The 23,531-nt window shown below is 60.5% G+C and carries 22 protein-coding genes; 5 read left to right on the top strand and 17 right to left on the bottom strand.

All coding sequences use genetic code 11. The annotated features are described in order from the left end of the window. Positions 1-26: 26 nt before the first annotated feature. The 3 genes from NW826_RS10435 to purF are packed head-to-tail and all read right to left on the bottom strand — an operon-like array spanning position 27 to position 2,586. On the bottom strand, positions 27-443 hold the full coding sequence (locus tag NW826_RS10435; protein ID WP_414334670.1) for a thiol-disulfide oxidoreductase DCC family protein: 417 nt from the start codon (positions 441-443) through the stop codon (positions 27-29). A gap of 8 nt (positions 444-451) precedes the next feature. Then, positions 452-994, bottom strand: coding sequence for a peptide deformylase (def, locus tag NW826_RS10430; RefSeq protein ID WP_414334668.1), 543 nt, complete (start codon positions 992-994; stop codon positions 452-454). A 44-nt stretch (positions 995-1,038) separates the two neighbouring features. Continuing rightward, a complete protein-coding gene (gene purF / locus NW826_RS10425; RefSeq protein WP_414510087.1) occupies positions 1,039-2,586 on the bottom strand; it encodes an amidophosphoribosyltransferase in 1,548 nt (515 codons plus the stop codon). A gap of 294 nt (positions 2,587-2,880) precedes the next feature. Between purF and NW826_RS10420 the strand changes: the two genes are divergently transcribed. Then, entirely contained in the window at positions 2,881-3,606 is a 726-nt protein-coding gene (locus tag NW826_RS10420; RefSeq protein WP_414352308.1) for a hypothetical protein, read from the top strand. Here the strand turns inward: NW826_RS10420 and NW826_RS10415 are convergent. Together NW826_RS10415 and NW826_RS10410 are read right to left on the bottom strand one after the other, a co-directional pair. Continuing rightward, positions 3,603-3,992, bottom strand: a complete 390-nt coding sequence (locus NW826_RS10415) for an aminotransferase class III-fold pyridoxal phosphate-dependent enzyme (protein ID WP_414510092.1) — start codon at positions 3,990-3,992, stop codon at positions 3,603-3,605. The two genes, NW826_RS10420 and NW826_RS10415, sit on opposite strands and share 4 nt — an antisense overlap. 37 nt (positions 3,993-4,029) lie before the next feature. Next, positions 4,030-5,745: a succinate dehydrogenase/fumarate reductase flavoprotein subunit gene (locus tag NW826_RS10410; RefSeq protein ID WP_414338417.1), complete on the bottom strand. Its 1,716-nt coding sequence runs from the start codon at positions 5,743-5,745 to the stop codon at positions 4,030-4,032. A gap of 257 nt (positions 5,746-6,002) precedes the next feature. On the opposite strand from NW826_RS10410, the gene NW826_RS10405 reads away from it, so the two are divergent. Then, positions 6,003-6,179 carry a hypothetical protein gene (locus tag NW826_RS10405; RefSeq protein WP_414369175.1) on the top strand — a complete coding sequence of 59 codons (177 nt, stop codon included), beginning with the start codon at positions 6,003-6,005 and terminating at the stop codon, positions 6,177-6,179. Between the two features lies 1 nt (position 6,180). Here the strand turns inward: NW826_RS10405 and NW826_RS10400 are convergent, their stop codons facing one another. The 3 genes from NW826_RS10400 to NW826_RS10390 all read right to left on the bottom strand — a co-directional run bounded on the left by NW826_RS10400 (position 6,181) and on the right by NW826_RS10390 (position 9,311). Continuing rightward, positions 6,181-7,962, bottom strand: a complete 1,782-nt coding sequence (locus tag NW826_RS10400; protein ID WP_414334655.1) for an ABC transporter substrate-binding protein — start codon at positions 7,960-7,962, stop codon at positions 6,181-6,183. Between the two features lie 261 nt (positions 7,963-8,223). Beyond that, positions 8,224-8,697, bottom strand: a complete 474-nt coding sequence (gene ispF / locus NW826_RS10395; protein ID WP_414334653.1) for a 2-C-methyl-D-erythritol 2,4-cyclodiphosphate synthase — start codon at positions 8,695-8,697, stop codon at positions 8,224-8,226. A 305-nt stretch (positions 8,698-9,002) separates the two neighbouring features. Then, entirely contained in the window at positions 9,003-9,311 is a 309-nt protein-coding gene (locus NW826_RS10390) for a TIGR02450 family Trp-rich protein (protein ID WP_414510086.1), read from the bottom strand. A gap of 118 nt (positions 9,312-9,429) precedes the next feature. Between NW826_RS10390 and NW826_RS10385 the strand changes: the two genes are divergently transcribed. The 3 genes from NW826_RS10385 to NW826_RS10375 all read left to right on the top strand — a co-directional run bounded on the left by NW826_RS10385 (position 9,430) and on the right by NW826_RS10375 (position 13,333). Next, the gene (locus NW826_RS10385; RefSeq protein ID WP_414334649.1) at positions 9,430-9,825 is read left to right on the top strand and encodes a hypothetical protein; all 396 of its coding nucleotides are present in this window, start codon (positions 9,430-9,432) and stop codon (positions 9,823-9,825) included. Between the two features lie 140 nt (positions 9,826-9,965). Then, the gene (locus tag NW826_RS10380) at positions 9,966-11,318 is read left to right on the top strand and encodes a TldD/PmbA family protein (RefSeq protein WP_414427123.1); all 1,353 of its coding nucleotides are present in this window, start codon (positions 9,966-9,968) and stop codon (positions 11,316-11,318) included. 68 nt (positions 11,319-11,386) lie between these two features. Further along, positions 11,387-13,333 (top strand): alpha-1,4-glucan--maltose-1-phosphate maltosyltransferase, encoded by a 1,947-nt coding sequence (locus tag NW826_RS10375; RefSeq protein ID WP_414510085.1) that lies wholly within the window; start codon positions 11,387-11,389, stop codon positions 13,331-13,333. Positions 13,334-13,352: 19 nt separating this feature from the next. Here the strand turns inward: NW826_RS10375 and NW826_RS10370 are convergent, their stop codons facing one another. The 9 genes from NW826_RS10370 to trmFO form a co-directional block, all read right to left on the bottom strand. Continuing rightward, positions 13,353-14,195: a universal stress protein gene (locus NW826_RS10370; protein WP_414335360.1), complete on the bottom strand. Its 843-nt coding sequence runs from the start codon at positions 14,193-14,195 to the stop codon at positions 13,353-13,355. Positions 14,196-14,296: 101 nt separating this feature from the next. After that, positions 14,297-15,151 (bottom strand): hypothetical protein, encoded by an 855-nt coding sequence (locus NW826_RS10365; RefSeq protein ID WP_414510084.1) that lies wholly within the window; start codon positions 15,149-15,151, stop codon positions 14,297-14,299. 79 nt (positions 15,152-15,230) lie between these two features. Further along, positions 15,231-16,148, bottom strand: coding sequence for a 4-(cytidine 5'-diphospho)-2-C-methyl-D-erythritol kinase (ispE, locus tag NW826_RS10360; RefSeq protein ID WP_414349272.1), 918 nt, complete (start codon positions 16,146-16,148; stop codon positions 15,231-15,233). A 124-nt stretch (positions 16,149-16,272) separates the two neighbouring features. After that, positions 16,273-16,725 carry a hypothetical protein gene (locus NW826_RS10355; RefSeq protein WP_414510083.1) on the bottom strand — a complete coding sequence of 151 codons (453 nt, stop codon included), beginning with the start codon at positions 16,723-16,725 and terminating at the stop codon, positions 16,273-16,275. Between the two features lie 57 nt (positions 16,726-16,782). Then, positions 16,783-18,798 carry an FHA domain-containing protein gene (locus NW826_RS10350; RefSeq protein ID WP_414349268.1) on the bottom strand — a complete coding sequence of 672 codons (2,016 nt, stop codon included), beginning with the start codon at positions 18,796-18,798 and terminating at the stop codon, positions 16,783-16,785. Positions 18,799-18,941: 143 nt separating this feature from the next. Beyond that, the gene (locus tag NW826_RS10345) at positions 18,942-19,499 is read right to left on the bottom strand and encodes an FHA domain-containing protein (protein WP_414510082.1); all 558 of its coding nucleotides are present in this window, start codon (positions 19,497-19,499) and stop codon (positions 18,942-18,944) included. Positions 19,500-20,037: 538 nt separating this feature from the next. Then, positions 20,038-20,511: a hypothetical protein gene (locus tag NW826_RS10340; RefSeq protein ID WP_414338976.1), complete on the bottom strand. Its 474-nt coding sequence runs from the start codon at positions 20,509-20,511 to the stop codon at positions 20,038-20,040. Between the two features lie 222 nt (positions 20,512-20,733). Further along, positions 20,734-21,945, bottom strand: a complete 1,212-nt coding sequence (locus NW826_RS10335; RefSeq protein ID WP_414510081.1) for an acetate kinase — start codon at positions 21,943-21,945, stop codon at positions 20,734-20,736. A 131-nt stretch (positions 21,946-22,076) separates the two neighbouring features. Continuing rightward, positions 22,077-23,444, bottom strand: coding sequence for an FADH(2)-oxidizing methylenetetrahydrofolate--tRNA-(uracil(54)-C(5))-methyltransferase TrmFO (gene trmFO, locus NW826_RS10330; protein WP_414335374.1), 1,368 nt, complete (start codon positions 23,442-23,444; stop codon positions 22,077-22,079). Positions 23,445-23,531 lie beyond the last annotated feature (87 nt).

Raw genomic sequence — 23,531 nt, 5'->3', positions numbered from 1 at the left:
AACGAACCGTTTCAGCTACCCATGCCTCAGTCGGTCTGGGCCAAGGGATCCCGGCAACGCTCGCAGGCAGCAGGTAGATAAAGGGTGTCGCGGCGGCCAAACCACTCGTAGCGGTGATCCCGGATCTGGGCGTAGCCCCAGTCTCCCAAAAGCTTAAGGCCGGGGAGGTTGCGGTAGAGGGCCAGCCACAGGGATCCGCTGGGCAAGAGGGCGGCAATGTGTTCGACGGCATCGGATCCCTGCCAGCGGCGCTCTGGCTGCTCCAGGTCGATCAGGATCATCCCCAGTTCCATCTGCTCGGGTGGGATCCCCCATTGGGCCAGGGTGGCCGTGTCTTGCATGGGGGCGTAGCGAAACTGCTGGCCGCGATCCAGTTGCTCTAAAAGCTTGACCCCATTGGCGCAAAGGTTGCACAGGCCGTCGTAGATGACCAGGTAGGGCATAGGGATCCTCAGGCAGGGGGCTGGGCCAAAATCCGGGCTTGGTAGTCGGCCTCGGAAAGCAGTTGCTGCGGCTGCCGATCCAGGAACAACCGGCCCAAGAGGTGATCGTATTCGTGCTGGAAGATGCGGGCCGGAAAGTCCCGCCAGACCACCTGCTGCCGCGATCCCGCAGGGGTGTAATACTCCACCTCCACCTCGCGGGCACGGGCCACCAAGCCGCGGCAGTTGGGCACGCTCAAGCAGCCCTCCCACCCCAACACCTGCTCGTCACTCAAGGCCAAGGGACGGGGGTTAATCATGACCAGGGGCTCCATCTGGGGTGCATCGGGATAGCGAGGGTTGGGACGGGAAGCCACGATGAGGATCTGGAGAGGGGATCCCACCTGAGGGGCGGCCAGACCCACCCCTTGCGCCTCTTTCAAAGTGGCGAGCATCTCTTCAATTAGGCTTTGCAAAGCCGGCGTCCCAAACTCGGCGACCGGCTCAGCCACCTGCGTCAGGATGGGATCCCCTATTTGGTGTAGACGCAAGCCCATAGTGTAATTTTTCAAAGCCTCTTCTCCCAGTCTAACGGGGATCCTGGTGGGCAACCTTGCTAGCGATCTTTGCGGCTGGCTACCGTTTCCAAAGCCAGCTTGGAGCGCTTCAGCCCCTCAGGAATGGGGATGGGGTAGTGGCCGGTAAAGCAAGCCGAGCAAAAGGAATTGGGATCCCGACCTGTGGCGGCCAGCATGCCTTCCCAGCTCAAGTAGGCCAATGAGTCCACCCCGATTTTCTCGGCAATTTCTGCTACCGAATACTTGGCGGCAATGAGCTGGTCTTGGCTGTCGGTGTCAATGCCGTAGAAGCAGGGATGGGTAACGGGGGGGCTGGAGATGCGCATGTGGACCTCCGTAGCTCCTGCCTGGTGCAGGGCTTTGACGATTTTCTGGCTGGTGGTGCCCCGCACAATCGAGTCGTCTACAATCACAATCCGCTGCCCCCGCAGCACGTCTTCGAGGGGGTTGAGCTTCATGCGAATGCCCCGCTCCCGCATCGACTGGGTGGGCTGAATAAAGGTGCGGCCCACATAGCGGTTTTTAATCAGCCCTTCCGTGTAGGGGATCCCCAGTTGGCGGGCATAGCCAATGGCTGCCGGTGTGCCGGAGTCGGGCACCGAGATCACCCAGTCGGCCTCTGCCGGAGCTTCTTTGGCCAGTTGTTCTCCCAGCCGCACCCGGTAGGAGTAGAGGCTCTCCCCGTGCATGCAACTGTCGGGGCGGGCAAAGTAGATCATTTCGAAGATGCACAGTTTGGGGTTGGCCTCCGCCCAGCGCAGGGATTGCAGCCCTTGACGGTCAATCCACACCAGCTCCCCCGGCTCCACCTGGCGCAGATAATCCGCTCCAATGATATCCAAAGCACAGGTTTCCGAAGCCAACACGTAGTGCAGTGGCTGGGCTTCTGGGTGGTTGAGCGTGCCGTCGCTGCAGAGGATCCCCAGCCTCTGCGGTTGCAGCAGCTCCTGTCTGGCGGGGTTGCTGCTCAAAAGCCCCAACACCAGCGGACGCACGCCGTAGGGATCCCGCGCCCCAATCAGACCCTCTGGCGTGCCGATAACTAGACTGAAAGCCCCGCGGCAGCGGCGCAAAGCTTGACAGGTGGCTCCCACCCAGTCTTGACCTTGGTTCACTGCCTGGGCAATGGTGTGGGCAATACATTCCGAGTCGGTGCTACCGGTGAGGTGGCACTCGGCAGCTTCCAGTTCTCTGCGCAGCTCTTCGGCATTGACCAAGTTCCCATTGTGAGCCAAAGCCAGCGGCCCCAAGCGGGTTTCCACAATCACCGGCTGGGCGTTGGCCATGCGGCTGGATCCCGTAGTGGAGTAGCGGGTGTGGCCTACTGCCAGATCGCCGCTGAGCTGGCCTAAGTTCACCTCGTCAAACACTTGGGAAACCAGCCCCATTGCCTTGTGGACTCGGCAAAAGGCCCCCTCAAAGGTGGCAATCCCCGCCGATTCCTGGCCGCGGTGCTGCAGGGCAAACAGCCCAAAGTAGGTCAGCTTGGCCACCTCCTCGCCGGGGGCCAAAATGCCGAACACGCCGCAGGCCTCTTTGGGCCCTTCCTGAGCTGGCGATGGTTCTGCTTCCACCTTTGCTGCCATGGATCCCCTCTTGCTGTGGCACTTATCAGTCTAACCCGAGCGCTCTTGAGATCTCACCGCCAAGGCGGATCCCATGCGATTGGTGACACCCGTAGTGTTTGCAAAAAATTGAGGCTCTATCTATAGTGTTAGGAGCACTTGCGAGACTCTGCTTTCGCGGTTGAGGGAGCAGGACAATGCGGGTTTTTGAGTTGAACGCTGCCGAGACTCGGTTTTCCTAACAAACCCCCAAGCTTGTGTTGTGAGGAGCCAAAGCCCATGAAACAGCAGCCCCCTAGGTTCCGTCAGAGCTGGATGTTGGCAATCTCTGCGATGAAAGCCAGTGTAGCCGCTTTTGTGTCGTTGTCACTGGTGGCCTGCCAAGAAGATGGCCGCGAGCAACCCTCGGTTACCATTACTCCTGTGCCGGTAACGGTTGTGGCACCGACGCCCACGCCTTTTCTCGTCCCCAGTCCCCTCCCGACGCTCACTCCCGTCCCGACGCCTCTGCTCACCCCGACCCCCACTCCCCTCTTGAATCCGTTCCCCAGTCCTTCCCCCACCGCATCCTTCTCGGCGGAGCCACCTTCGATTGCCGTGGTATCGCTGGCGGACGCGCGACAGACGGTTCCTTTTAATGTCTTGGTGGCCGTGACAACTCCTGCGGGTTTGGGAGCTGGCATCAGCTTCCGGGTGGAAATCCGGCGGAACCCTCTCACGCTGACGTTTGATTTCACCGCCGCTGCCGTCGGCTGTCAGGCCAACAGCAAAACCTGCATTGGCACCATCCCCATTACCATTCCCGCTTCTGCTCCCACCGGGGAGTATGAAGTGACGGCGATGGTGGCGGATACCCAAGGCCGCATCGCCTCCGCCAAGGCTCCTCTGCGGGTGTTGCCTGCGCCCAGCCCTTCCCCTTCACCAACGCCAGCCGGCACCCCCAATCCCTTTCCCTCGGTATCGCCTTCGCCTAGCCCCAGTCCTACTCCCAGCCCTTCGCCAACGCCGACGGCCAACCAAAGGAGCGCCCCAACTCCCTAGGGCAGCTCTTGAAGGACTTGTCTCAAGGTGGCGACCAAGCGTTCAATGTGGGTTTCCTCGATGATCAAAGGTGGGGGAAGGGCGATGGTATCACCTGTGGTGCGGATCAGCACGCCCCGTTCGTAGCAGCGTAAGAAAGCTTCAAAAGCCTGCGCTGTCGGTCGGCCAGGGATCCCTTCCAATTCAATGGCCCCCACCAAGCCGAGGTTGCGCACATCGATGACGTGGGGCAAGCCCCGCAGAGAATGGAGAGCTTCTTCCCAGAGGGGGGCGAGGCTGGCGGCCCGCTCCAACAAGCCTTCTTCTTGATACAGGTTCAGGGTGGCCAAGCCGGCGGCACTGGCAACCGGGTGGCCGGAGTAGGTATAGCCGTGGAAAAACTTGATGGGGCGATCCTAATCGGCTTGGGATACCTCTGGAAAGTTAGTATTTCCGCTCCTGAGGAAGAAAGCGGGTGATCACCACGGGACGATAGCTGATCTGGGGGGATCCCTCGCGAAAAGCGGCCAAGGTGTGCTGTAAAAACCGTTGATCATCCCGCTGGGGATAGTCTTCCCGCGCGTGGGAGCCGCGACTTTCCCGCCGTTCCAGAGCGCTGGCGAGGATCAAGGCCCCCACCGTCATGAGGTTGTCCAGCTCAAGGGCTTCGATGAGCTCGGTGTTCCACACGCTGCCCCGATCGTCCAGGCGCAAATCCTGCTCGTAACGCCGGCGGATCCGGTGCCATTTTTGGATCCCTTCTTGAAGAACCGATTCGCTGCGATAGACCCCACAATGCTCGGTCATGCAATCTTGAAACTGCCGCCGCACCTGATCAATGCGGCTTGCCCCGGATCGCTCCAGCAGCCTGGCGATCCGCTCGGCGGCCTGGTTGAGCAGGGATCCCTCGTCCAACTTCGGCAAGGCTCGCCCCCTGACGGCTTCTACCATAGCTGCCCCTGTGCGCCGCCCGAAGACCACGCACTCCAGAAGAGAGTTGCTGCCCAGCCGGTTGGCCCCATGCACCGAAACACAGGCCGTTTCACCGGCAGCAAACAGCCCTTCCACGCGGGTATGGGCATCCCGCAGCACCTGCCCATCCACCGTCACCGGGATCCCGCCCATGCAGTAGTGCACCGTCGGTCGCACCGGAATGGGATCCACAACCGCATCGATGCCCAGGTGGCGATGGGCCTCCTCCCAACAAAAGGGCAGCCGCATGTGAATGGTTTCTGCCCCCAGATGCCGCAGATCCAAATAGACAAAATCTTTTCCGTCGATCCCGCGTCCGGCCCGCACCTCCGTAACAATCGCCCGCGACGTGATATCCCGGGGGGCCAACTCCATCTGGCTGGGGGCATAGGCAGCCATAAAGCGCTCTCCTTTCCCGTTGATCAGATAAGCCCCCTCCCCGCGCACCGCCTCCGAGATCAACACCCCCACCGGATACAGGCCCGTGGGATGAAACTGCACAAACTCCATATCCTGCAGAGGCAGGCCGGCCCGCGCCACCATCGCCATGCCGTCGCCGGTCGAGGCAAAGTCGTTGGAGGTGGAGTTGTAGATGCGCCCATAGCCGCCCGTGGCCAACATGACTGCCTTGGCTCGCACCACCTCCAGCCGTCCGCTGGCCAGCTCCAGCATCACCACTCCCTTGACCTGGTTTTCTTCCAGAATGAGCTCCAGCACATACCATTCGCTGTAGAGCTTGACCCCAAAACGCTGGAGGTTGCTCACCAACTCGTGCAAAATGGCGTGCCCGGTTTTGTCGGCGGCATAACAGGTGCGCGGGTGGCTGTGTCCCCCAAAGGCCCGCTGGGCAATGCGGCCATCCGGCAGGCGGGAGAACAAAACCCCCAAGTGCTCCAGATCGATAATCACCTCAGGGGCTTCTCGGGCCAGAATCTCCACCGCATCCTGATCCGCCAGATAATCGGATCCCTTGACGGTATCGAAGGCATGGGCTTCCCAGGAATCTCGCGGATCGACATTTTGCAGGGCAGCGGCAATGCCCCCCTGCGCTGCTACCGAGTGGCTGCGAATCGGATGGGTTTTGGATACCAAGGCCAGGTCGAGGCCGGGATCCCGCCGCATGGCCTCCAAAGCCGCCCGGCAACCGGCCAGCCCCCCGCCAACGATGACAATGTCGTGCTCCAGCATGAATGGATGTGGGCAAACCCTCCACAGCTAGGATGCCATTTTCCTATCATGCCTGCCCCCGGTAGGCCTCTCCAGCAGCGAACGCGCCGGCGGGGTGTAGCCCTTTCGGCTACGATAGGGGTTGGGCCTGGCTCTGAATTGCGCCCCCGGCGTTGGCCCTGAGGAATGTTGTAGCTGATGCCGTGGGTGAGAAGCTCGCCCTGGAAAGCAGTGCTCCTACGGTCAGCGCCCGGAAATGCTGTTGACTTCACCTTTGCATGAGATTGACACTCCCACCGCTGCGCCTCACCCTGCCCCTGTGGCTGCCCCATGTAACTCTTGAGAACATCCAGGTGGGGCGGGGATCCCTGGACATCGGCCTGTATCTCCAGGCAGGAGGGGTGGGGATCAACGTCCTCAGGAGCACGGGGGAGGTGGAGCTGACGGTGAGGTAGGCTACCGCTCCTGCAGCATGTCCTGGATGGAAAGCTGATCCAGGTTCCAGAGAGGGCCGAGGATGGGGCGGGGATCCACCCCTTGCAGGCGGTTGCGCAGGGCCGAGAGCACCAGGGGGTTGAAGGTGCCGATCTGGGGCAGTTGTTCCTGGATGATCACTTGAAAGCGGTCGTAGAGGGCCTTGCGCTTTTCAAAGTCCAGCTCCCGCACCCCCGCAATAAAGATGCGGTCGATCTCCCGCTCCCAATCGCTCACTTCCACTCCTTCGGCGGGATTGCCGGGCAGATCCCCCAGGTTAAACAGGTGCAGGCGGCCATCGCTGCGCCAGATGTTGGAGCCGTTGTTGGGCTCGGTGCCGCCGCCGCCAAAGCCCAGCAACAAGGTTTCCCAGTCGCGGCTGTCGGTGCGCTGCACCACCGTGTTGAAGGCGATGGGGGTGAAGTCAACGGTGATGCCGATCCGCGCCAGGTCGGCCTTGATCAGGGCGCCGGTGGCCTCCCGCTGGTTGTTGCCGGCGTTGGTGATGAGACTGAAGCGGACGCGGTTGCCGTCGGGATCCCGTAGGTGGCCTTCGGCGTCGTAGGTATAGCCGGCAGCCAAGAGCAGTTGCCGCGCCTTTTCGGGATCGTAGTCGTAGGTGGGCAGGCCCTCTGCCGGGCTGAGGTAAAAGGGGCTGGCGGGGGAGAAGACCGAGTGCTGGATCTCGCCCAGCCCCTGCAGGACGCTCTCGACGTAAAATTGCCGGTTCAGGGCGTGGGCCACCGCCCGGCGGAAGTTCAAATCGTTGAACCAGCGGCTTTTGACGGGATCCACAAAGGGCCGTCCGGTTTGGGGGTTGCGGGCCCGGCTGAGGTTGAAGGCAAAGAAATTGTTGTTGAGGGTGGGGCCGAGATTGTAAATCCTGAACTGATCCCGTTCTTCCTCCCGCTTCAGGAGCTGAAAATCTCTGCCTCGCACCGAAAACACGTCGGTCTCGCCGGAGCGAAACTGCAACAGGGCCGTATCTTCCGAGTCCACGATGCGCAGGATGACCCGCTCGATGCGCGGGATCCCTTCCCCTTTCCAGTAGTAGGGGTTGGGACGGTACACCAGCCGCTGTCCGGGGGTATATTCCTGCAAGATGTAGGGGCCGGCCCCCACCAATTCTTGCACCGGCGTGTCAACTCCCCAGGTCTGGAGAAAGAGGGGGTTGCCCTGGCCGTCCACCTGCTCCACAGTGGGCTGCAGAATGTGCTTGGGCAAGAGAGGGGATCCGGCCTGCAACAGGAAAGGGGCAAAGGGCTCCGGCAGGACAAACTCAACCCGCCGCTCGTCCAAGGCCCGCACCTGGGGCAGCGCCCCCGCCTCGCCGATGCGTAACACATCCCGCGCCGAGGTCGGGATCCGCTCGTCGAAGATGATGCGGTTGAAGGTAAAGTCCACATCTGCCGCTGTCAGGGGCTCCCCGTCCGACCAGCGCAGCCCCTCCCGCAAGGTGAAGACATAGCGCAAGCCGTCCTCAGACACTTCCCAGCCTTCCGCCAGCTCCGGCTTGGGCAGGAGGGTATCTTCATCGAGGGTGACCAGGCCCGCCTCCAGGTAGGCGATGGCGTCGCGGCTGGAGCTCTCGGTGGCCAGATAGGTGTTGAAGGTTTTGGGATCCGAGGTGACGGTGGCAATCAGGTGGGGCGGGCGGGCGGGGGCAGCACAGGCGCTAAGCCAGAGAAGGAGGATCCCTAGGAATAGGGGGGCAAAAAGGCTGCTCTTGAGCTGCTCTGTTGAGGTGTTGCTTTGGCCTGCCATTTCCTTTGCTGAGTATCCGAGCAAGTTTGAGGGGGCCCGCCGGCGGCCCAAGCGCTCCGCGCCGCTCACGCGACCACCCCCGGCCCCTCTCCCGGAGGCCCTCACCCCCAGCCCCTCTCCCAGAGGGAGAGGGGAGCTGGGATCGAGGCGGCAGGGGGTTTCACGACAATGGGGGCCAATTGGTTTTTTGAGGGAGCGATTGCTTGCCAGTTTGGCAGCTTGGGCAGGGCAACGGCCAGGTGCTTTCCGCAAGCCGGCAGCTCAGCGTTCCACCAGCAGGGCGACGGCAAAGGCAGCCATGGCCTCTCCCTGGCCGACGGGGCCGAGTTTTTCGTTGGTGGTGGCCTTCACGCCTACTTGTTTGGGCGATAGTTGCATGGCCTCAGCTAGACGAGCCTGCATGGCGGGGATGTGGGGCTTGAGCTTGGGCTGCTCTGCCACCACGACGCTATCGACGTTGGCAATGCGCCAGCCCTCTTGGCTTACCAACTGCACCACCTGCTGCAAGAGGAGAATGCTGTCTGCCCCTTTCCAGCGCTCCTCTTCCGGGGGAAAGTAGTAGCCAATGTCCCGCAGGGCGGCGGCTCCTAGGAGGGCGTCCATGATGGCGTGGGTGAGCACGTCGGCGTCGCTGTGGCCCAACAGACCCTTTTCGTAAGGGATCCGGATCCCGCCTAGGATCAGGGGGCGCCCTTCTACGAGACGGTGGATGTCATAGCCCTGGCCAATGCGCACTGTTGCGGCTCCCTTGGGAACACCAGCGAGACTTTTGCCAACTTCCTTCCAAGAGCTTGGCTCACCGGGAGAGGAAAAGCGGCTGTTGAGAACGACTTCTTTCTATTCTGCCGACTCGAGAGGGGAGGAGCAGATGGGACAGGAAGAACCGCTGTAGCAGTCGAAGCAGATAAGGTGGGATTTCCCGTAGGGATTGGTACAGCGCTTGGCCCATTGATAGTCGCCGTAGCTGAGCTCTTTCCCACAGACATCACACCTGGGCATCGTTTTCTCCTCAAAAGTCTTGTAGCCAGAAGAATACAGCGCTAGAGGGATCCGGGGATCCCTGAGTCTCTGGAGAGAGACGATCCGCCAGATCCGCAGGGGATCCCGTCTTCCAGCGGTGTCCAGCCCGGTTGCCAGAGATCCCGGTTTTTGAGGGTGGCGGCGTTGACCCAGAGGCGCACCTGGGGATCGCAAACGGCCCTCAGCTCGGCAAACACTAGCCCCCCTTGCCCCTCTTGGCGAGCGGTGACCTGAAAATGGCGCCAACCCATCACAGGCTGGACAGAAGTCCACTTGGAGCCCAGCAGATGGGGAAAGCGCTGTTTTTGGCGGGGTTTGCTGCGAGCCATAGAGCTGCTTGCCAACCTTGCTCCAGGGCTGTCCTCGGCTGGATGGGGGAGACCGGGGGCGATAGGATCGCTAAGGATGCTTCGGCATTCCAAGCTCCTTCCCTTAGCATATCCACCTATGGTGCAGCACAAGCAACGGCTTGGGTTCTCTTGGCAGCAGGTATTGCTGCTCCTCCTGGCCTGGCTGGTTTGGGCAACGGGACTGCCCCTGGTGGCGTCCAGCGCTTGGGCAGCAACCGAGCCGGCACTCTCTGGCAAACTCACAGGGCCGGAGTGGCGCCAGGCGGATCCTGAGGCCAAGCAGGCGTTTTGTCGCAAAGCCTTTCAGGCGTTTCGGGCCTCTCCTGCCCAGAGCTACATCATCAGCTCCAATGTACAGGCTTTGACCCCAGAAGGTCTGTGTCAGCGGCTGGATCAGTTTTATCAGTACGCCATCCACGACGAGATCCCACTCAACCAAGCCGCCAACATTGCCCCCTTGCTGTTCTCGGATCAGCCGCTGGAGCAGCCCTGATGCGCCAGGGATCCGCAAAGCTGCCGGCAAACGGATCCCAAGCTCAAGTGACCGGTTGAGATCATCTGCCCCCTGCTGTTGGGGCAGGTCTTGGCAGCAGGGTCGATAATAGAACTGTTCTCTTGCAGCTCTCAAATTCTATGGCCGGCTCCGTCATTGCTCCTGAAAACCTGCTGGATCTTTGCGAACAGGGTGTGCAAAAGGCCTTGGCTGCCGGGGCCGACCAAGCAGAGGTGTTTGCCAACTCAGGCCGTGAGACGGAAGTAACTTTTGAGAAAAATGACCTCAACCTGGCCCGCAGCAGCAGCGAGACCCTGTTCGGCATCCGGGTTTTCTGCGGCGGCAGGCTGGGCTTTGCCACTTCCAACCGCCCGGAAGAGCTGGCCGAGACAGCGGCTGAGGCGGTGGCCATGGCCAAGGCTTCGCCGGCGGATCCCCTCAACGGCCTGCCGGATCCCCAGCCTCTGCCCCAGGTGCCCTTTGCCCTCGACCCAGGCCTGCTGGAACTGGATGCTGCCGAGCTGACGCAACTGGGATCCCAACTGGTGGAGTGGGTGCGCTCCCAAGACCCCCGCATCACCATCGACAGCGGCTCCTTCAGCGTGGAAGAGGATACCGTGGCCATTGCTTCTTCCACCGGCATCCGCGCCAACTACCACAGCGTCGAGGCGGGTGGATCCCTGTTTGGCATGGCCATTGATGGGGACGAGGTGGGCAGCTTTGCCTACGACGGCGACAGTGTGCAGAAGCGGGCGGAGCTGCTGCCGGCGCTGGAGCGGGCTTTTGAGCGCTTTGTGCAAAAGTGTGTGGGGGCCCTAGGGGCTAGGGAGGGGGAGAGTTTTCGCGGCCCCATCGTCCTGCCGCCGGATGTGGTGGAGGAGTTTCTGGGAGACCTCCTCTTTGTGCTGGGGGCGGACGCGGTGCGCAAGGGCAAAAGCCCCCTGGCGCAGAAGATGGGATCCCTGATCGCCAGCCCCCTGTTGACCTTGGTTTCCGAGGGGCTGGGCTTGCCCGGCCACCCCATCGAGCCCTTCGACCGCGAGGGGATGCCACGCCAAATTACCCCCCTGATCCACGAAGGGATCCTCTGCAACTTCATGTACAACAGCTACGAAGGCCGGGCTGCCGGCGTTCCCTCCAACGGCCATGCCACAGGGGGGGCGGGCAGCTTGCCGGGCGTGGGGCCGGCCTGTCTGAGCGTGGCCCCGGGGACAACCCCTTTGTCTGAGCTGTATGCGATGGAGCGGGGCATTATCGTCACGCGGCTTTCCGGCAGCAGCAACCCGATCACCGGCGATTTTTCCGGAGTGGTGAAGGGGGGCTTTTTGGTCAAAGGTGGCGAGAAGCGCCCCATCCTGGAGACCACCATTGCCGGCAACCTCTACGATTGTTTGCGCAATATCTCCGCCATCTCACAAGAGGTAACTGTTTTCAACGGCACCACGGCCTTTCCGGCTCTGCGCATCGAAGATGTATCGGTAACAGCGGGCTAATCCTGAAGCGGCAGGCAAGGCCCTCCAAGCCGGGCAGAGCATTTTTGAAAAGGGGCGAGGTTAATCCTATGTGGCCAGCGGAAGGTCGACAACGGGCCATCATCGAGGCGGTGACGCCGGAAATCGACGGTGGGCGCTACGCCATCAAGCGAACGGTGGGGGAGTACGTGGTGGTGGAGGCGGACATCTTCGCCGATGGCCACGACCAACTCCCGGCGGTGCTCAGTTTTCGCCAGGCCGGGGCAACAGACTGGGAGGAGCTCTTCATGGAGCCCATCGGCAACGACCGCTGGCGGGCCCAATTTCAGGTCACACAAATCGGCCAAGCCTTTTACCGCATCTTGGCCTGGGTGGATCCCTTCAAAACCTGGCAGCAGGATCTGCACAAGCGGGTGGCTGCCGAGCAGGATGTGGCGGTGGAGCTGTTGATCGGGGCGGAGCTAGTGGAGCGGGCCGCCCAGGCTCAAAGCGGGGATCTGGCGGCAAAGCTGCGCAACTACGCCCAAATGCTCCGCCAAGGCGGGGATCCGGCTATCGAGATCGCCCTTTCCCCAACCCTGGGATCCCTGATGCAGCTCTACGGCGAGCGCCGCTTCGTCACCGCCTACCCGGAGCGACGGGTTTGGGTGGATCCGGAGAAGGCCCGCTTCAGCACCTGGTACGAGCTGTTTCCCCGCTCCTGCGGCCCTGACGAGCACACCCACGGCACCTTCCAGGATGTGATCGCCCGCCTGCCGCTGCTTGCCGAGATGGGCTTCGATGTGCTCTACCTGCCCCCCATCCACCCCATCGGGCGCACCTTCCGCAAGGGCAAAAACAACTCTATGACGGCAGAGCCGGAGGACGTGGGCTCTCCCTGGGCCATTGGCGGGCCAGAAGGCGGGCACAAGGCCATCCATCCCCAACTGGGATCTCTAGAGGATTTTCATCGCTTGGTGGCGGAGGCCAAAAAACTCAACATCGACATCGCCCTGGACATCGCCTTCCAGTGCTCGCCGGATCACCCCTATGTGAAAGAGCACCCGGAATGGTTTAGAAAGCGGCCCGACGGCACCATTCAATATGCGGAGAACCCGCCCAAGAAATATCAAGACATCTACCCCCTCGACTTTGAGACGGAAAACTGGCAGGCCCTCTGGGAGGAGTTAAAAAGCGTTATCGAATACTGGATCGACCAGGGAGTCACCATCTTTCGGGTTGATAATCCCCACACCAAGGCTTTTGGCTTTTGGGAGTGGTGCATCGGCCAGATCAAGGCCAAGCACCCGCAGACAATCTTTTTGTCTGAAGCCTTCACCCGCCCCAAACTGATGAAATCCTTGGCCAAGCTGGGCTTCACCCAGTCTTACACCTATTTCACCTGGCGCAACGACAAGTGGGGCCTGACGGAGTACTTCACCGAGCTCACCCAAACCCCGATGCGGGAGTACTATCGCCCCAACCTCTGGCCCAACACGCCGGACATTCTAAACGAGTTCTTGCAAAAGGGGGGACGCCCGGCTTTTATGCTGCGCCTCATCCTGGCGGCCACGCTGGGGGCCAGCTACGGCATCTACGGCCCCGCTTTTGAACTCTGCGAAAACCGTCCCCTCCGCCCCGGCAGCGAAGAGTATCTGGACTCGGAAAAATACCAAATCCGTCACTGGGATCTGGACGCACCGGATAACTTGCGGCCTCTGATCGCGCAGGTGAACCGGATCCGACGGCAAAACCCGGCTTTGCAAAGCGACTGGAGCCTTGTGTTTCACCCCACCGACAACGAGGCCCTGATCTGCTATTCCAAGCGCACCTTTGATGGCAGCAACCGCATCTTGGTGGCGGTCAACTTGGATCCGTTTCACATTCAATCCGGCTGGGTCACCCTCAACCTGGGGGCTTTGGGTTTGGAACACTGGCAAACTTTCAAGGTGATCGACCTTTTGGATGGCCAGCAGTATTCCTGGCAGGGATCCACGAACTACATCAAGCTGGATCCCTGGACGATGCCAGCCCATATTTTTCTCGTCGAAAGCTGAACAAAGATCTAGCAGTCGGTCAATCTTTCTCTTGGGCCGAGCGCACCATCAGCACGGGGCAGCCGATGTGAACCCGCACATAGTCGGAGATGGAGCGCCCCAGCAGCCGATCCAAGTCGGGGATGCTGCGGGCAATGCTGGGCCGGCGATCTGGGGATCCCATCACCAGCAGGTCGGCCTTGCTCTCTTCCGCCAAGCGGACGATCTCGGTGCCGGGATCCCCGACCGCCGTAAACACCTGGTGGCCGATTTGGCGGCTTTTGAGGGTGGCAATGGCTTTGTCTATAACCTCGTCCCGGCCTTGGGCATCGGCATCCAGTTGTACCGAGGCCAGAAAAATCTGGGCCCCTGAGATGCCGGCAACCAGATCCAGGGCCGTGGCAAAGGCGACCTGGGCGGCAGGAGAGTTGTTGAGGGCCACCATGACATGGCTGGGGTACTTGACGTAGGCGTCGTCTTTGACCAGCAGCATGGGGCAGGAGGCGAGCTGGAAGACGTATTGGCTGACCGAGTTCTGCAAAATGGCCATGATGCGGTTGCGCCCGCGGGATCCCATCACGATCAGGGGATTGGGCAGGGACTCGGCCACCTGCAACACCACCACCTTGGGATCCCCTTCCACCAGTTGAGTGCTGATCTTCAACCCAGGCCGCGGGGGAAAAGTCTGCAGCGTCTGGGCCAACAGCTCCTGTCCCTTTTGCCAGGCAGCGCGCATGTCCTCAGCAGAGGTCTGGGAAGGCACCGCATGCAGCAGGGTTACATGGCACTGGGCAAAGGCCGGCAAAGATAGCAGCGTGTGCACCATTTGCTCGGTGGGGCCGCTGCCGTCGATGGCGGCAACGATGTTTTCAAAGCGAGGCATGGGATCCGTTCTCCAGGCCAAGGTTTGCCAAGTCTCATCCTAGATCTGCCTCTGCCGATCCCTGTTGCCGAGGTGGATATCCCGCAACATTTTGTTGAGTTTTAGTAACTTAGCCACACATAGCCGGTGAAGCCACCGCCGGCATTGGTGTTGCGGCCTGTCAAAAACTGAAACCCCCCTAGCCCCAGGGTCAGCCCCCCCTCTAGGCGCCAGTTGAGCTGGCCGGAAAGCTTGAGGTTGTTGTAGTCGGGATCCTGCACCGCCACATCCCCAAAGAGGAGCGGGGCGCCGTTGCCAAGGGTGAAGTCGCCATCCAAAGCCACAATGGCCTGCACCTCAGGGCTGAGATCCGTCCCAAAGGTCAAGTTGGCCTTGAGACGGTCGCCGGGGTAGCCCAGGTAGTCCCGAAAGGTCAGACAGGAGTCGAAAAAGGCGGGCAGGGATCCCAGCTTGCCTGAGGCGGCCAGGCCGGCGCTGAGGTCGTAGCCGAAAACCCCATAGCCCAAGGGCAGGGGGGTGTTCTGGGTGGCATATCCCGGCGGGATCAGGGCCGTCAACTGGGCCGAGAAAAAGGGATCCCCCTCTCCCCAGGTGTGGCGCAGGCCCAGCTCCAGATCCCGCAGGCCCTGGTTGCGCTGGGTAACGGTGTCAGCCCCGCTGGCAAAGCGATTTTCCAGGAAAACGTAGCTGGTGTTGAGGTTGAGGGTGAGGCGATCGCTGAGGCCGGTTTCGCCAAACAGGTTGAGGCGGGTCTCGCCGTACTCGGAAAGGGCCTGCTGTAGGCGTCCCCCCTGGTCAAAGCGGGTGCGGGGTTGGTACACCTCGGGCTGGAGCGAGAGAAACGTTTTCCCTGCCCCGCGAGGGAAGCCGCAGCCGGCCCAGGCCGGCGGCTCCCACCCCCCCAAGACAAGGCCCAGGCCCAGCAGCCAGCTTCTTGCCATTGCCAAAGGCTTCATCTAGGGATCCCTCTCGACGGCGCCGCCAAGGGGGATTGTACCTGCAGAGCTCCGTTTTGGGCCTTCGTCTCCATCCACCCTAGCTGGGGCTGAGGCTGCAGGGATCCGGCTCCAGCACAATTCCGGTGGGGGCAAACTGCGTAACCCAAAACTCCACATCCTGAAACTGGCGACGCAGGCTGTCGCGGGCTTGGGCGGCCAGCTCTAGGCTGGGCATGATCCCGAAGACCGTTGGCCCCGACCCCGACATCAGAGCTCCCAGTGCCCCTGCCGCCAGCAGCGATTGGCGCAATTCGCCCACAATCGCATACTCCGGCAAAACCACCTGTTCCAGGTCATTGCGCAAACTCCTGGCCAACGCCGGCAGATCCTGACGGCTGAGAGCCGCCAACACCTGCGGCAAGGTGGGCAGTGCAGGCCCCAAGCTCTCCTGACGAGAACGAAAGGCCTGATAAGCCCAGGCGGTAGAAACCCCCAGGTGCTTGGGTTTGGCCAAGAGCACCGGGATCCCTTCCCAATCGGCCAGCGGCTCCAAAACTTCCCCGCGTCCGGTGGCCAGTTGCGTTCCCCCTTGTACACAGAAGGGAATGTCGGATCCCAGGCGGGCTGCCAAGCTCTGCAACTCTCCCACCGTCAGGCCCAAGCCCCACAGTTGGTTCAACCCCACCAAAACTGCCGCCGCATCAGCCGAGCCGCCTGCCAAGCCTGCTGCCACCGGAATCTGCTTTTCGAGGCGAATCTCCACTCCCATAGTGGCCTGACACTCTTTTTGCAGCAGCTCAGCCGCTTGGTAGGCCAGGTTGCGGGCATCTGCCGGCACTTCTGGGCGATCGCAGGTGAGGTGGATCCCGTGGGGGCAGCACTGCAACTGGACACGATCTGCCAACTGAATGCTCTGCAGCACCATCGCCACCTCCGAATACCCATCCGGACGGGATCCGAGGATTTCCAGGTAGAGGTTGATCTTGGCGCGAGCCATCAGGGTACAGGCTTGCATGGGGCAAAACTCTGGGTTAGCAACAACTCTCAACTCCCCTCAGCCTGTACAGACCTGTTCAAAACCCAGGCTTATCCGGGGAGCTCTTCCAGCCCGATTCTAACGGCAATGGATCCCTCCAGCTCTAGTTGCCGGAGCGAGGCCATGGCCCCAGCCACTCTCCACCGCGAAAGCGCCAGCGGGGAAACAAAATCCGCATCACCACCCAAGCGCTGAGGTAAAGGCAAACCCAGACCACGCTGTAGTGGAGAATAAAATCCCCCAGGTCAAACCGTTGGCTTGGGATGTGGGGAAGGCCCACCAGCCTCAGGACTGTGCCCAAGAAAAGCCCTTCCCAAATGCCGGCCAAAAGCTGCAGGATCCCAGGCCAATCGTGATCCCACATCCACCCCATCAAATAGTTGTACACGACATCCCAAACACAGCCAAACAGACCTACGTAGAACAGCACCCAAAAATAGATGAGGCTGCCGCCATGTCCGGTGAGACCAAAATAAAAGGGTAAAGTCGCTAAAACACCTACCGTAGCTAACAAAAAAATGCGGGTTTGCCAACGGCCAATGAGAGTTGGTGTCATTGTTTCCTCCAGTTTTGTTGGCCAAAATCGCTAGTTCGTTTGGCTTCAGTTCAAAGGCTAAGGGCTGAGGTTCAAGGCCCACTTGCACCACTGCCACAGGGATCGGATCCCTTCCAGACCTTTAACGCCTGGCGCCCGCAGCCGAGCCAGGTGCTCCACCGAGCGATGGGCGCAGTACTGCAAGCCCAAAAACGTATCCACCGGCGCATAGGGCCCACCCAAGGTGATGATCCCGGCAGCATACATCCGCCCATCCCGGTTGCGCATCTCCACCAGCTCAAAATCGTTGGAAACATGTAGGCGTCCGTGGGGATTGAGGGGCAGATTGTAGCGGGTAATCAGGTCGTTGAGGAGAGGATGGGTCATGGGATCCGAAACCAAGCCCGTGCAATCGATAACGAAATCGGCTTCCACCTTCAATTGGGTGTTGTTGTGGGTACCTCGAATGTAGGTCACCGGCTTGCCCTTGTCGCCGAGAACCACCGATTCCACCTTGCCAAAGACAATCGAGTACCAGCCCTCCTGTAGCCCTTGCCGCACGATCCGCCGCCACTTGCGCCGGCTTGCCGTTGTGGTGCCGCCCCAGGCTTCCAGCAGTTCGCGCCGTTCCAGGGGGGTTGCTGCTTCCAATTTGGCGCGCAGAACCCCGCCCCAAGTGCCTTTGGGCCAGTTGAAAGGCTGAAACTCCCAATGGTTTTCCACCGCCCGTTTGGCCCGTCCGAAGCGATTGCCGCCTTTGGGCGCACGGCTCAGATGCACCACCGAGATGCGGGGGTTGACTTTGCGGGCTTGGTAGAGGCGCTCCATCACCTGGGAAGCGACGATCCCAAATCCGCGGATCAAGACCGTGCCGCCCTGTTTTTCCAATTGCTCATAAACGTGATCATGGGGCTCGTATCCATGTACTACAGATTTCAAATCTCCTGTTTGTTCCCGAAACTCTTGCAGGTCGTTGAGCAATTTGATAGCCGGATACCCAGTCGCCAAATGCAGGTACTTGGCCACCATAAAGCGGTGATCTGGGTGGCCGGGGCGCGTTGCCGAATAGGCCACCACATATCGCCCATCCTCCGTTTTGCGAATGGCGCGAATATGGCCGTAACAAAGCATTTGATCCCAGCCAATGCGAGCCGCTTCCCGATCCATCGAGGCGAATACATCCCCCGCCCGCGGCGTGTAAGTATCGGCCAGCAAAGGTTCACTAAACACTTGCCACAAAAAGCCAAATGCTTCCAACAATCGGCCGGAGAAAAAAGAGCGCCAAGCATCTCGCAAGGCATAGCCGGGCCAGCCCCAAATGTTGTCCGGGCAAGAATCGGAGCCGGAGCGAATTCGCTTCCAACGGGGGATCTGGCAGTTGGTCAACAGCCGTTCATACCGTTCGTAGGGTTTGCGGGCAATGCTGATGACGCGGATGTGTTCGGATCTGACCCCATAGATGCGCAGGGTATCCACCCAGACAAAGCTGCCCATACCGCCGCCCAACGCCAAATAGAGGGTCTCCTCCACGGGTAGGCCGGTGGCTTTGAGAGCGCTCAGGGCAATTTGCTCGGCTCGAAACAAGTCCGGTGGCGGAAAGTCTGAGCTGGCCCGCACCTCGGGGAGTTGCTCCGGGGCGAAAACCACCGTGGAAGCCGGGGGAACCTCAAATGCGGTGTCGGGTTGGGTGGCCGGGCGAATGAGGTCGGTGCGGGGCTCCAGCAAAAGGGTAGGGGTGCCGATCAACAGGGTGGCGTTGGGATCCCTCAGCAAACTGACGGTGATGCTGTAGGGGCCGAGCTCCACCACTTCCCCGCCCTGCAGCACCCGGCGTGCTTGTCGGATTTTTTCCCCATTGATGCGGCTGCCGTTGGCACTGCGATCCTCGTAGATGACCTGGCCACCCTCACCGAGATAGATAAGGGCGTGGTAACGGGAGATCTCCTGGCTGGCAAATACCGCTCTGGCCACTTCTTGCCCCTGCCATTCCTGTGGCAATTGGGCCAGCTCTCTGCCCAAGGCGAGAGGCAATGGAAAAATTGGCTCCTGCTGTTCTTCGGTGATGGGATCTTCCCAGCTCAGTTGAATTTGCATAGCTTTTGTTCACCTCTGTAAATCGTGACGAGGCCATCGAGAACAACACAGAACAACGTAACCTCACGAGTCACCTTGGACTTGGCTTGGGATCCCTTTTGCAACTGCTGGGATCCAGGAGAAAAATGGAACGGTTTGGTTCTCTAGGCAGGAGATTGAGAAGCCTTTTCAGCCTCTGGAGGAGGGATCACCAGCGAAGCACTCAAAACCAAATGTCCGCAATAGGGGCAATTTTGGCCCTGATATTCCGGGGGCAGGTAGTGAGGGTTTTCCAGGCGGCTGCACTTAACCTTGAGGGTGTCCAAAGTGCCACGACTCAGGGACACCCCTTGATCTTTCCTGGCAACCTCTATAGACTTCACGCACAGCACAATACGCCCCAATTGGATTTGGCTATTGGCCTCAAGCGCAAGCTCTTCCTGAATGATTTTTCGGCCATTCACCCAAATGGGGTTGGACTGCTTAGGCGGCAAACGATCCCGCGTCAAGTTGCGAATGTAAAACTTTAGAGTTTTGGGATCGAGATAAAGCCCGGCATGCATTCCTGAAACCGAGCGAGTGGGGTCGTTGAGCACCACATCGCAGCCGGGATCCCGACCGATGGTGACCAGCTTGGCGAGGACAGGCGAAACCGTTTGAGATCGACGCCGATCGGCTTCGGCCCATTCTAAAGTCAGTTGATACACGATTTCATGCTCCACGACTCAAGGCCTCCGTTTCTTGTGAGCGGCTTCAGCTTATCGAAAAGTCAGCTCAGGAAAAGGAGAAGATGTCTTTTTCGTCAAAATTGTTATCCTTTGGGTTAACTGTAACCTATTCCTCTGAACAGAGGTTCGTGCTGACTGAGATCACCGGAGTTGAGCTCTCCGAATCACATCCCTTTTCCGTTCTACTTGAGATATAGTCATTGCAAACAGTTACAGAACCGCTTGCTGGTTGATCTCTAGCTCCCCTCTCCCACAAGGGGAGAGGGGCTAGGGGTGAGGGGGGCAAAGCGTCTCAATCTGGTTTGAAACGACTATAGTGTCCGGCTCGGTACCTACGCCTCTTTATCTTCAACTGACGACCCATTTGATTTGAAGCGACAAAACCCGATCCTCTCAGGAAAGGTGAGGTTGTTCAAGTTTGACCGAAGCGGGCTGATTCCTCAGCTAGAGGGTTCAGAGTCTCCCTGAAGATAGGGCCCAGAGTTTTGAATCCCCAGGGATCCGGGTGGGATTCATGTTTTGTATTCTATTTTCAAAGCACTCCACTAAATGTGAAACTGCCGCTGCCCAGCCGCTCCTGCCGATCGAACACACTGATGGTGAGCTGATGGGATCCCGTTTGAGTGAGGGTAAAGCGATTTTGGGTTAGGGTCAGCCCTGTCACGGTGCAGGTGGTGGCCCCCACGAAGCAGCCGGGCAATTGAGCAGCGTCGAAAGCCCCTAAAGTAACGAAATTGCCTAGGGGAGTGGTGACGGAAGCCAAAAAGGCGTTGGAACCCCGGATCCCAGCCGGAGCTTCCACCCGGAAGGACACCACAAAAGTTGGAGTTTGCCCCACCGAGATGGTGCGCGGGGAGAGATCGGTGATGGTGAGGGAGGGGGCCGGTATCGGCGGCGGCAAGGGTAGGGGATTGCTGCTGTCGGTTGTCCCCCCGCATCCTGCCAAAACGGCGCTCAGGAGCACCAGCAAGGGGATCCGTCTGTGTGTGTGTTGCGCAGGCTGCATCGTTTCCCATGACCTCAAATGAGTTTGGTTTTGAGTTTAGGGCATCCCTCACCCCCAGCCCCCTCACCCCCAGCCCCTCTCCCAGGGGGAGAGGGGAGCTGTAAAGATGGGGGCAGTGGAATTGGCCGAAAAAGGTTCGACTCCTAGCCCAGGGGTTATCTCGACCGAGCCGGTCATCGAAAAGGAGAAAATCGGGCCGAAAGAGACCTTAGAATCCTTTGCCTATTCTCCTTGCAAGAGTCTCTGGCAGGCTGTGGCCATGGCCCAGTCCTCTTGGGCTGAGATCACCAGAACCCGCACCGGAGCATCGGAAGTGCTGATATCGCAGTTGCGGGGCGATCCGACATTTAAAACCGGGTCAATTTGGATCCCCAAAAAATTCAGATCTGCACAGGCTGCCGCCCGCACCGGCGCTGAGTTTTCCCCAATTCCTCCAGAGAACACCAGCGCGTCCAAGCGATCCAGGCTCATGAGCATGGCCCCAATTTGGCTGCGCAGCCGGTGAACAAACAGATCAAAAGCCAGCTCGGCGCGGGCATGGCCGGCTTCCATTGCCTCCAAGATGACCCGCATATCGCTGCTCAGGCCGGAAACGCCCTTCAGCCCTGATTCTCGGTTCAAGATCCGATCCAGTTCATCCACGCTCATGCCCTGGCGCAACTGATGGATGAGAATGCCCGGATCCACCGACCCCGACCGGGATCCCATCATCAAGCCCTCCAGAGGGGTATAGCCCATGGTGGTATCCACGCTTCTGCCTCCGCGAATGGCGGCCAACGAACAGCCGTTGCCCAGGTGACAGGTGATCAGCCGCAACTCTGCCAGAGGTCGGCCCAAGATCTCGGCAGCGCGGCGGGCGCAATGCTCGTGGTTAATGCCATGAAACCCGTAGCGGCGGATCCCTTGTTCAGCCCAGGCATAGGGGAGGGGGTAGAGGGCCGCTGCCGGAGGCATTTGTTGGTGAAAGGCCGTGTCGAAGACGGCCACCTGTGGGATCCCCGGCAGCAGTTGACCCAGCAGACGAATGCCGGCCAGCGCGGCAGGGTTGTGGGCCGGCGCCAAGGGGATCAATTGCTCGATCGTCCGTTCCACCTCCGGCGTAATCAAAGTGGGCTGCCGGTACAGGGATCCCCCATGCACCACCCGATGGCCAACGCCGTCGATCTCACCTGCCTCTGCCAGCAGGGATCCCTCCCCTTGCCAGAGGCTTTGAAACAGCGGGGCCAATTGGCCGATCCCCCCTTCGGGTGAAGCGGAGGGAAAAGGCTCCCACCCACCGCCTCGCCGGCGAGTTTGGATGAGGGCCTCCCCCGGCTTGTAGGTGAAATCCACCTGGGCTTGCCAGATGGGGGCGGCCTCCACCTTGCCCTCAACCGTCAGGAACAGAGAGGATTTGAGGCTGCTGGAACCGGCATTGATAACCAGAATATTCACAGCGTGTTTTCCACAAAGGACTCCGTCCCGCCAACGCAATCGGCCTCTGCAGGGCTTATCTGTGCAATTTCAACTTAACCCTCAATCTCGGCTTTGACTTCATGCAACCGTTGGAACTGCCCGCAGCTCCCTCAAGCACTTTGCGCTTGGCGCACCAGCCCGGTTGCCGTCAGAGCAGCCAAAGCCCGATCCCGGTAGCGGCCATAGCGCTCCTGCTTGTTGCGGAGCTTCCGCCCCTCCAGCTCTGGCAGCAGGCCAAAATTGGCCGGCATCGGCTGAAAATGCCTGGGATCGGCGCTGCTGATGAATTGAAACAGGGATCCCATCATCGTCTCAGGGGGCAGCGTGATCAAGGGCAGCCCCAAGGCCAGGCGGGCAGCGTTCTGTCCGGCCAGCCACCCTCCCGCCACAGCACAGGCATAGCCTTCGGTGCCCACCAACTGGCCGGCGGCAAACAGCGTCGGTCGGCGACGAAATTGCAAGGTTGGCCACAAAAGCTGGGGCGAATTCAAAAACGTATTGCGGTGCATCACCCCAAAGCGGACGAACTCCGCTTGTTCCAGGCCGGGGATGAGCCGAAAAACCCGCTGCTGTTCTCCCCATTTCAAGTTGGTTTGAAAACCCACCAGGTTCCACAATTGCCCTGCTTTGTCCTCTTGTCGCAACTGCACCACCGCGTGAGGACGGGATCCCGTGCGCGGATCCACCAAGCCCACCGGCTTCAAAGGGCCAAAACAGAGAGTCTCTTTGCCCCGGCGCGCCATTTCTTCAATCGGCAGGCAGCCCTCGAAAAACTTGCGCTCCTCCCGCTCAAAATCCTTGAGGGGCGCTTGCTCCGCCGTCACCAGCGCCTGCCAAAACCGTTCGTACTCCGCCTCCGTCATAGGGCAGTTGAGATAGGCTGCCTCCCCTTTGTCGTAGCGGGAAGCCTGAAACACCACCGCCCGGTTCAAGGAATCCCCGGCGACAATGGGGCTAGAAGCATCGAAAAAGCTCAGGTATTCCAGGCCCGTAAAGGCTTGCAGCGCCTTAGCCAGGGGATCGCTGGTCAGAGGGCCGGTACAGAGGACGGCAATGCCCTCCGGGATCTCCGTCACCTCCTCCCGGCGCAGAGTGATGCGGGGATGGTTTTGAATGGCTGCCGTGAGAGCCTGGCTGAAGCGGGCCCGATCCACCGCCAATGCCCCTCCTGCCGGCACGGCATGGCGATCCGCCGTCGCCATCACCAGGGATCCCAGTTGTCGCAGCTCTTCCTTGAGCAGCCCTGCCGCCCGATCGCTGGCCGCAGCCCCAAAGGAGTTGCTGCACACCAGCTCCCCCAACTGATCGGTGTGGTGGGCCGGGCTCTGGCGCACGGGGCGCATCTCCGAAAGGAGGACAGGCAACCCCAACTGGGCGATTTGCCAGGCGGCCTCTGTCCCCGCCAACCCCCCGCCCACCACATGAATGGGGGCAGAGGTTTCTGCCGGTGCAAGCGCTGGGCTGGCTGGATGGCTCATCGCAACCTCCGAGAAGACCCTCAACCTTAAACTTTAACGTAAGGTGCGGAATTCCCCACCCGGGTGGGGATGGATAGCACCCTCTGA

The organism is Synechococcus sp. OH20, from assembly GCF_047502685.1.
GTDB lineage: Bacteria > Cyanobacteriota > Cyanobacteriia > Thermostichales > Thermostichaceae > Thermostichus.
The sequence above is the reverse complement of the archived record's forward strand: the minus strand, read 5'-3'. Positions and strand labels throughout refer to the sequence as shown.

Bases quoted from the DNA above. Each gene is read 5' to 3' on its own strand.
- NW826_RS10435 (WP_414334670.1), bottom strand. From the start codon at position 443: ATGCCCTACCTGGTCATCTACGACGGCCTGTGCAACCTTTGCGCCAAT.
- purF (WP_414510087.1), bottom strand. From the start codon at position 2,586: ATGGCAGCAAAGGTGGAAGCAGAACCATCGCCAGCTCAGGAAGGGCCC.
- NW826_RS10420 (WP_414352308.1), top strand. From the start codon at position 2,881: ATGTTGGCAATCTCTGCGATGAAAGCCAGTGTAGCCGCTTTTGTGTCG.
- NW826_RS10410 (WP_414338417.1), bottom strand. From the start codon at position 5,745: ATGCTGGAGCACGACATTGTCATCGTTGGCGGGGGGCTGGCCGGTTGC.
- NW826_RS10405 (WP_414369175.1), top strand. From the start codon at position 6,003: ATGAGATTGACACTCCCACCGCTGCGCCTCACCCTGCCCCTGTGGCTG.
- NW826_RS10400 (WP_414334655.1), bottom strand. From the start codon at position 7,962: ATGGCAGGCCAAAGCAACACCTCAACAGAGCAGCTCAAGAGCAGCCTT.
- NW826_RS10390 (WP_414510086.1), bottom strand. From the start codon at position 9,311: ATGGCTCGCAGCAAACCCCGCCAAAAACAGCGCTTTCCCCATCTGCTG.
- NW826_RS10385 (WP_414334649.1), top strand. From the start codon at position 9,430: ATGGTGCAGCACAAGCAACGGCTTGGGTTCTCTTGGCAGCAGGTATTG.
- NW826_RS10380 (WP_414427123.1), top strand. From the start codon at position 9,966: ATGGCCGGCTCCGTCATTGCTCCTGAAAACCTGCTGGATCTTTGCGAA.
- NW826_RS10375 (WP_414510085.1), top strand. From the start codon at position 11,387: ATGTGGCCAGCGGAAGGTCGACAACGGGCCATCATCGAGGCGGTGACG.
- NW826_RS10370 (WP_414335360.1), bottom strand. From the start codon at position 14,195: ATGCCTCGCTTTGAAAACATCGTTGCCGCCATCGACGGCAGCGGCCCC.
- NW826_RS10365 (WP_414510084.1), bottom strand. From the start codon at position 15,151: ATGAAGCCTTTGGCAATGGCAAGAAGCTGGCTGCTGGGCCTGGGCCTT.
- ispE (WP_414349272.1), bottom strand. From the start codon at position 16,148: ATGCAAGCCTGTACCCTGATGGCTCGCGCCAAGATCAACCTCTACCTG.
- NW826_RS10355 (WP_414510083.1), bottom strand. From the start codon at position 16,725: ATGACACCAACTCTCATTGGCCGTTGGCAAACCCGCATTTTTTTGTTA.
- NW826_RS10350 (WP_414349268.1), bottom strand. From the start codon at position 18,798: ATGCAAATTCAACTGAGCTGGGAAGATCCCATCACCGAAGAACAGCAG.
- NW826_RS10340 (WP_414338976.1), bottom strand. From the start codon at position 20,511: ATGCAGCCTGCGCAACACACACACAGACGGATCCCCTTGCTGGTGCTC.
- trmFO (WP_414335374.1), bottom strand. From the start codon at position 23,444: ATGAGCCATCCAGCCAGCCCAGCGCTTGCACCGGCAGAAACCTCTGCC.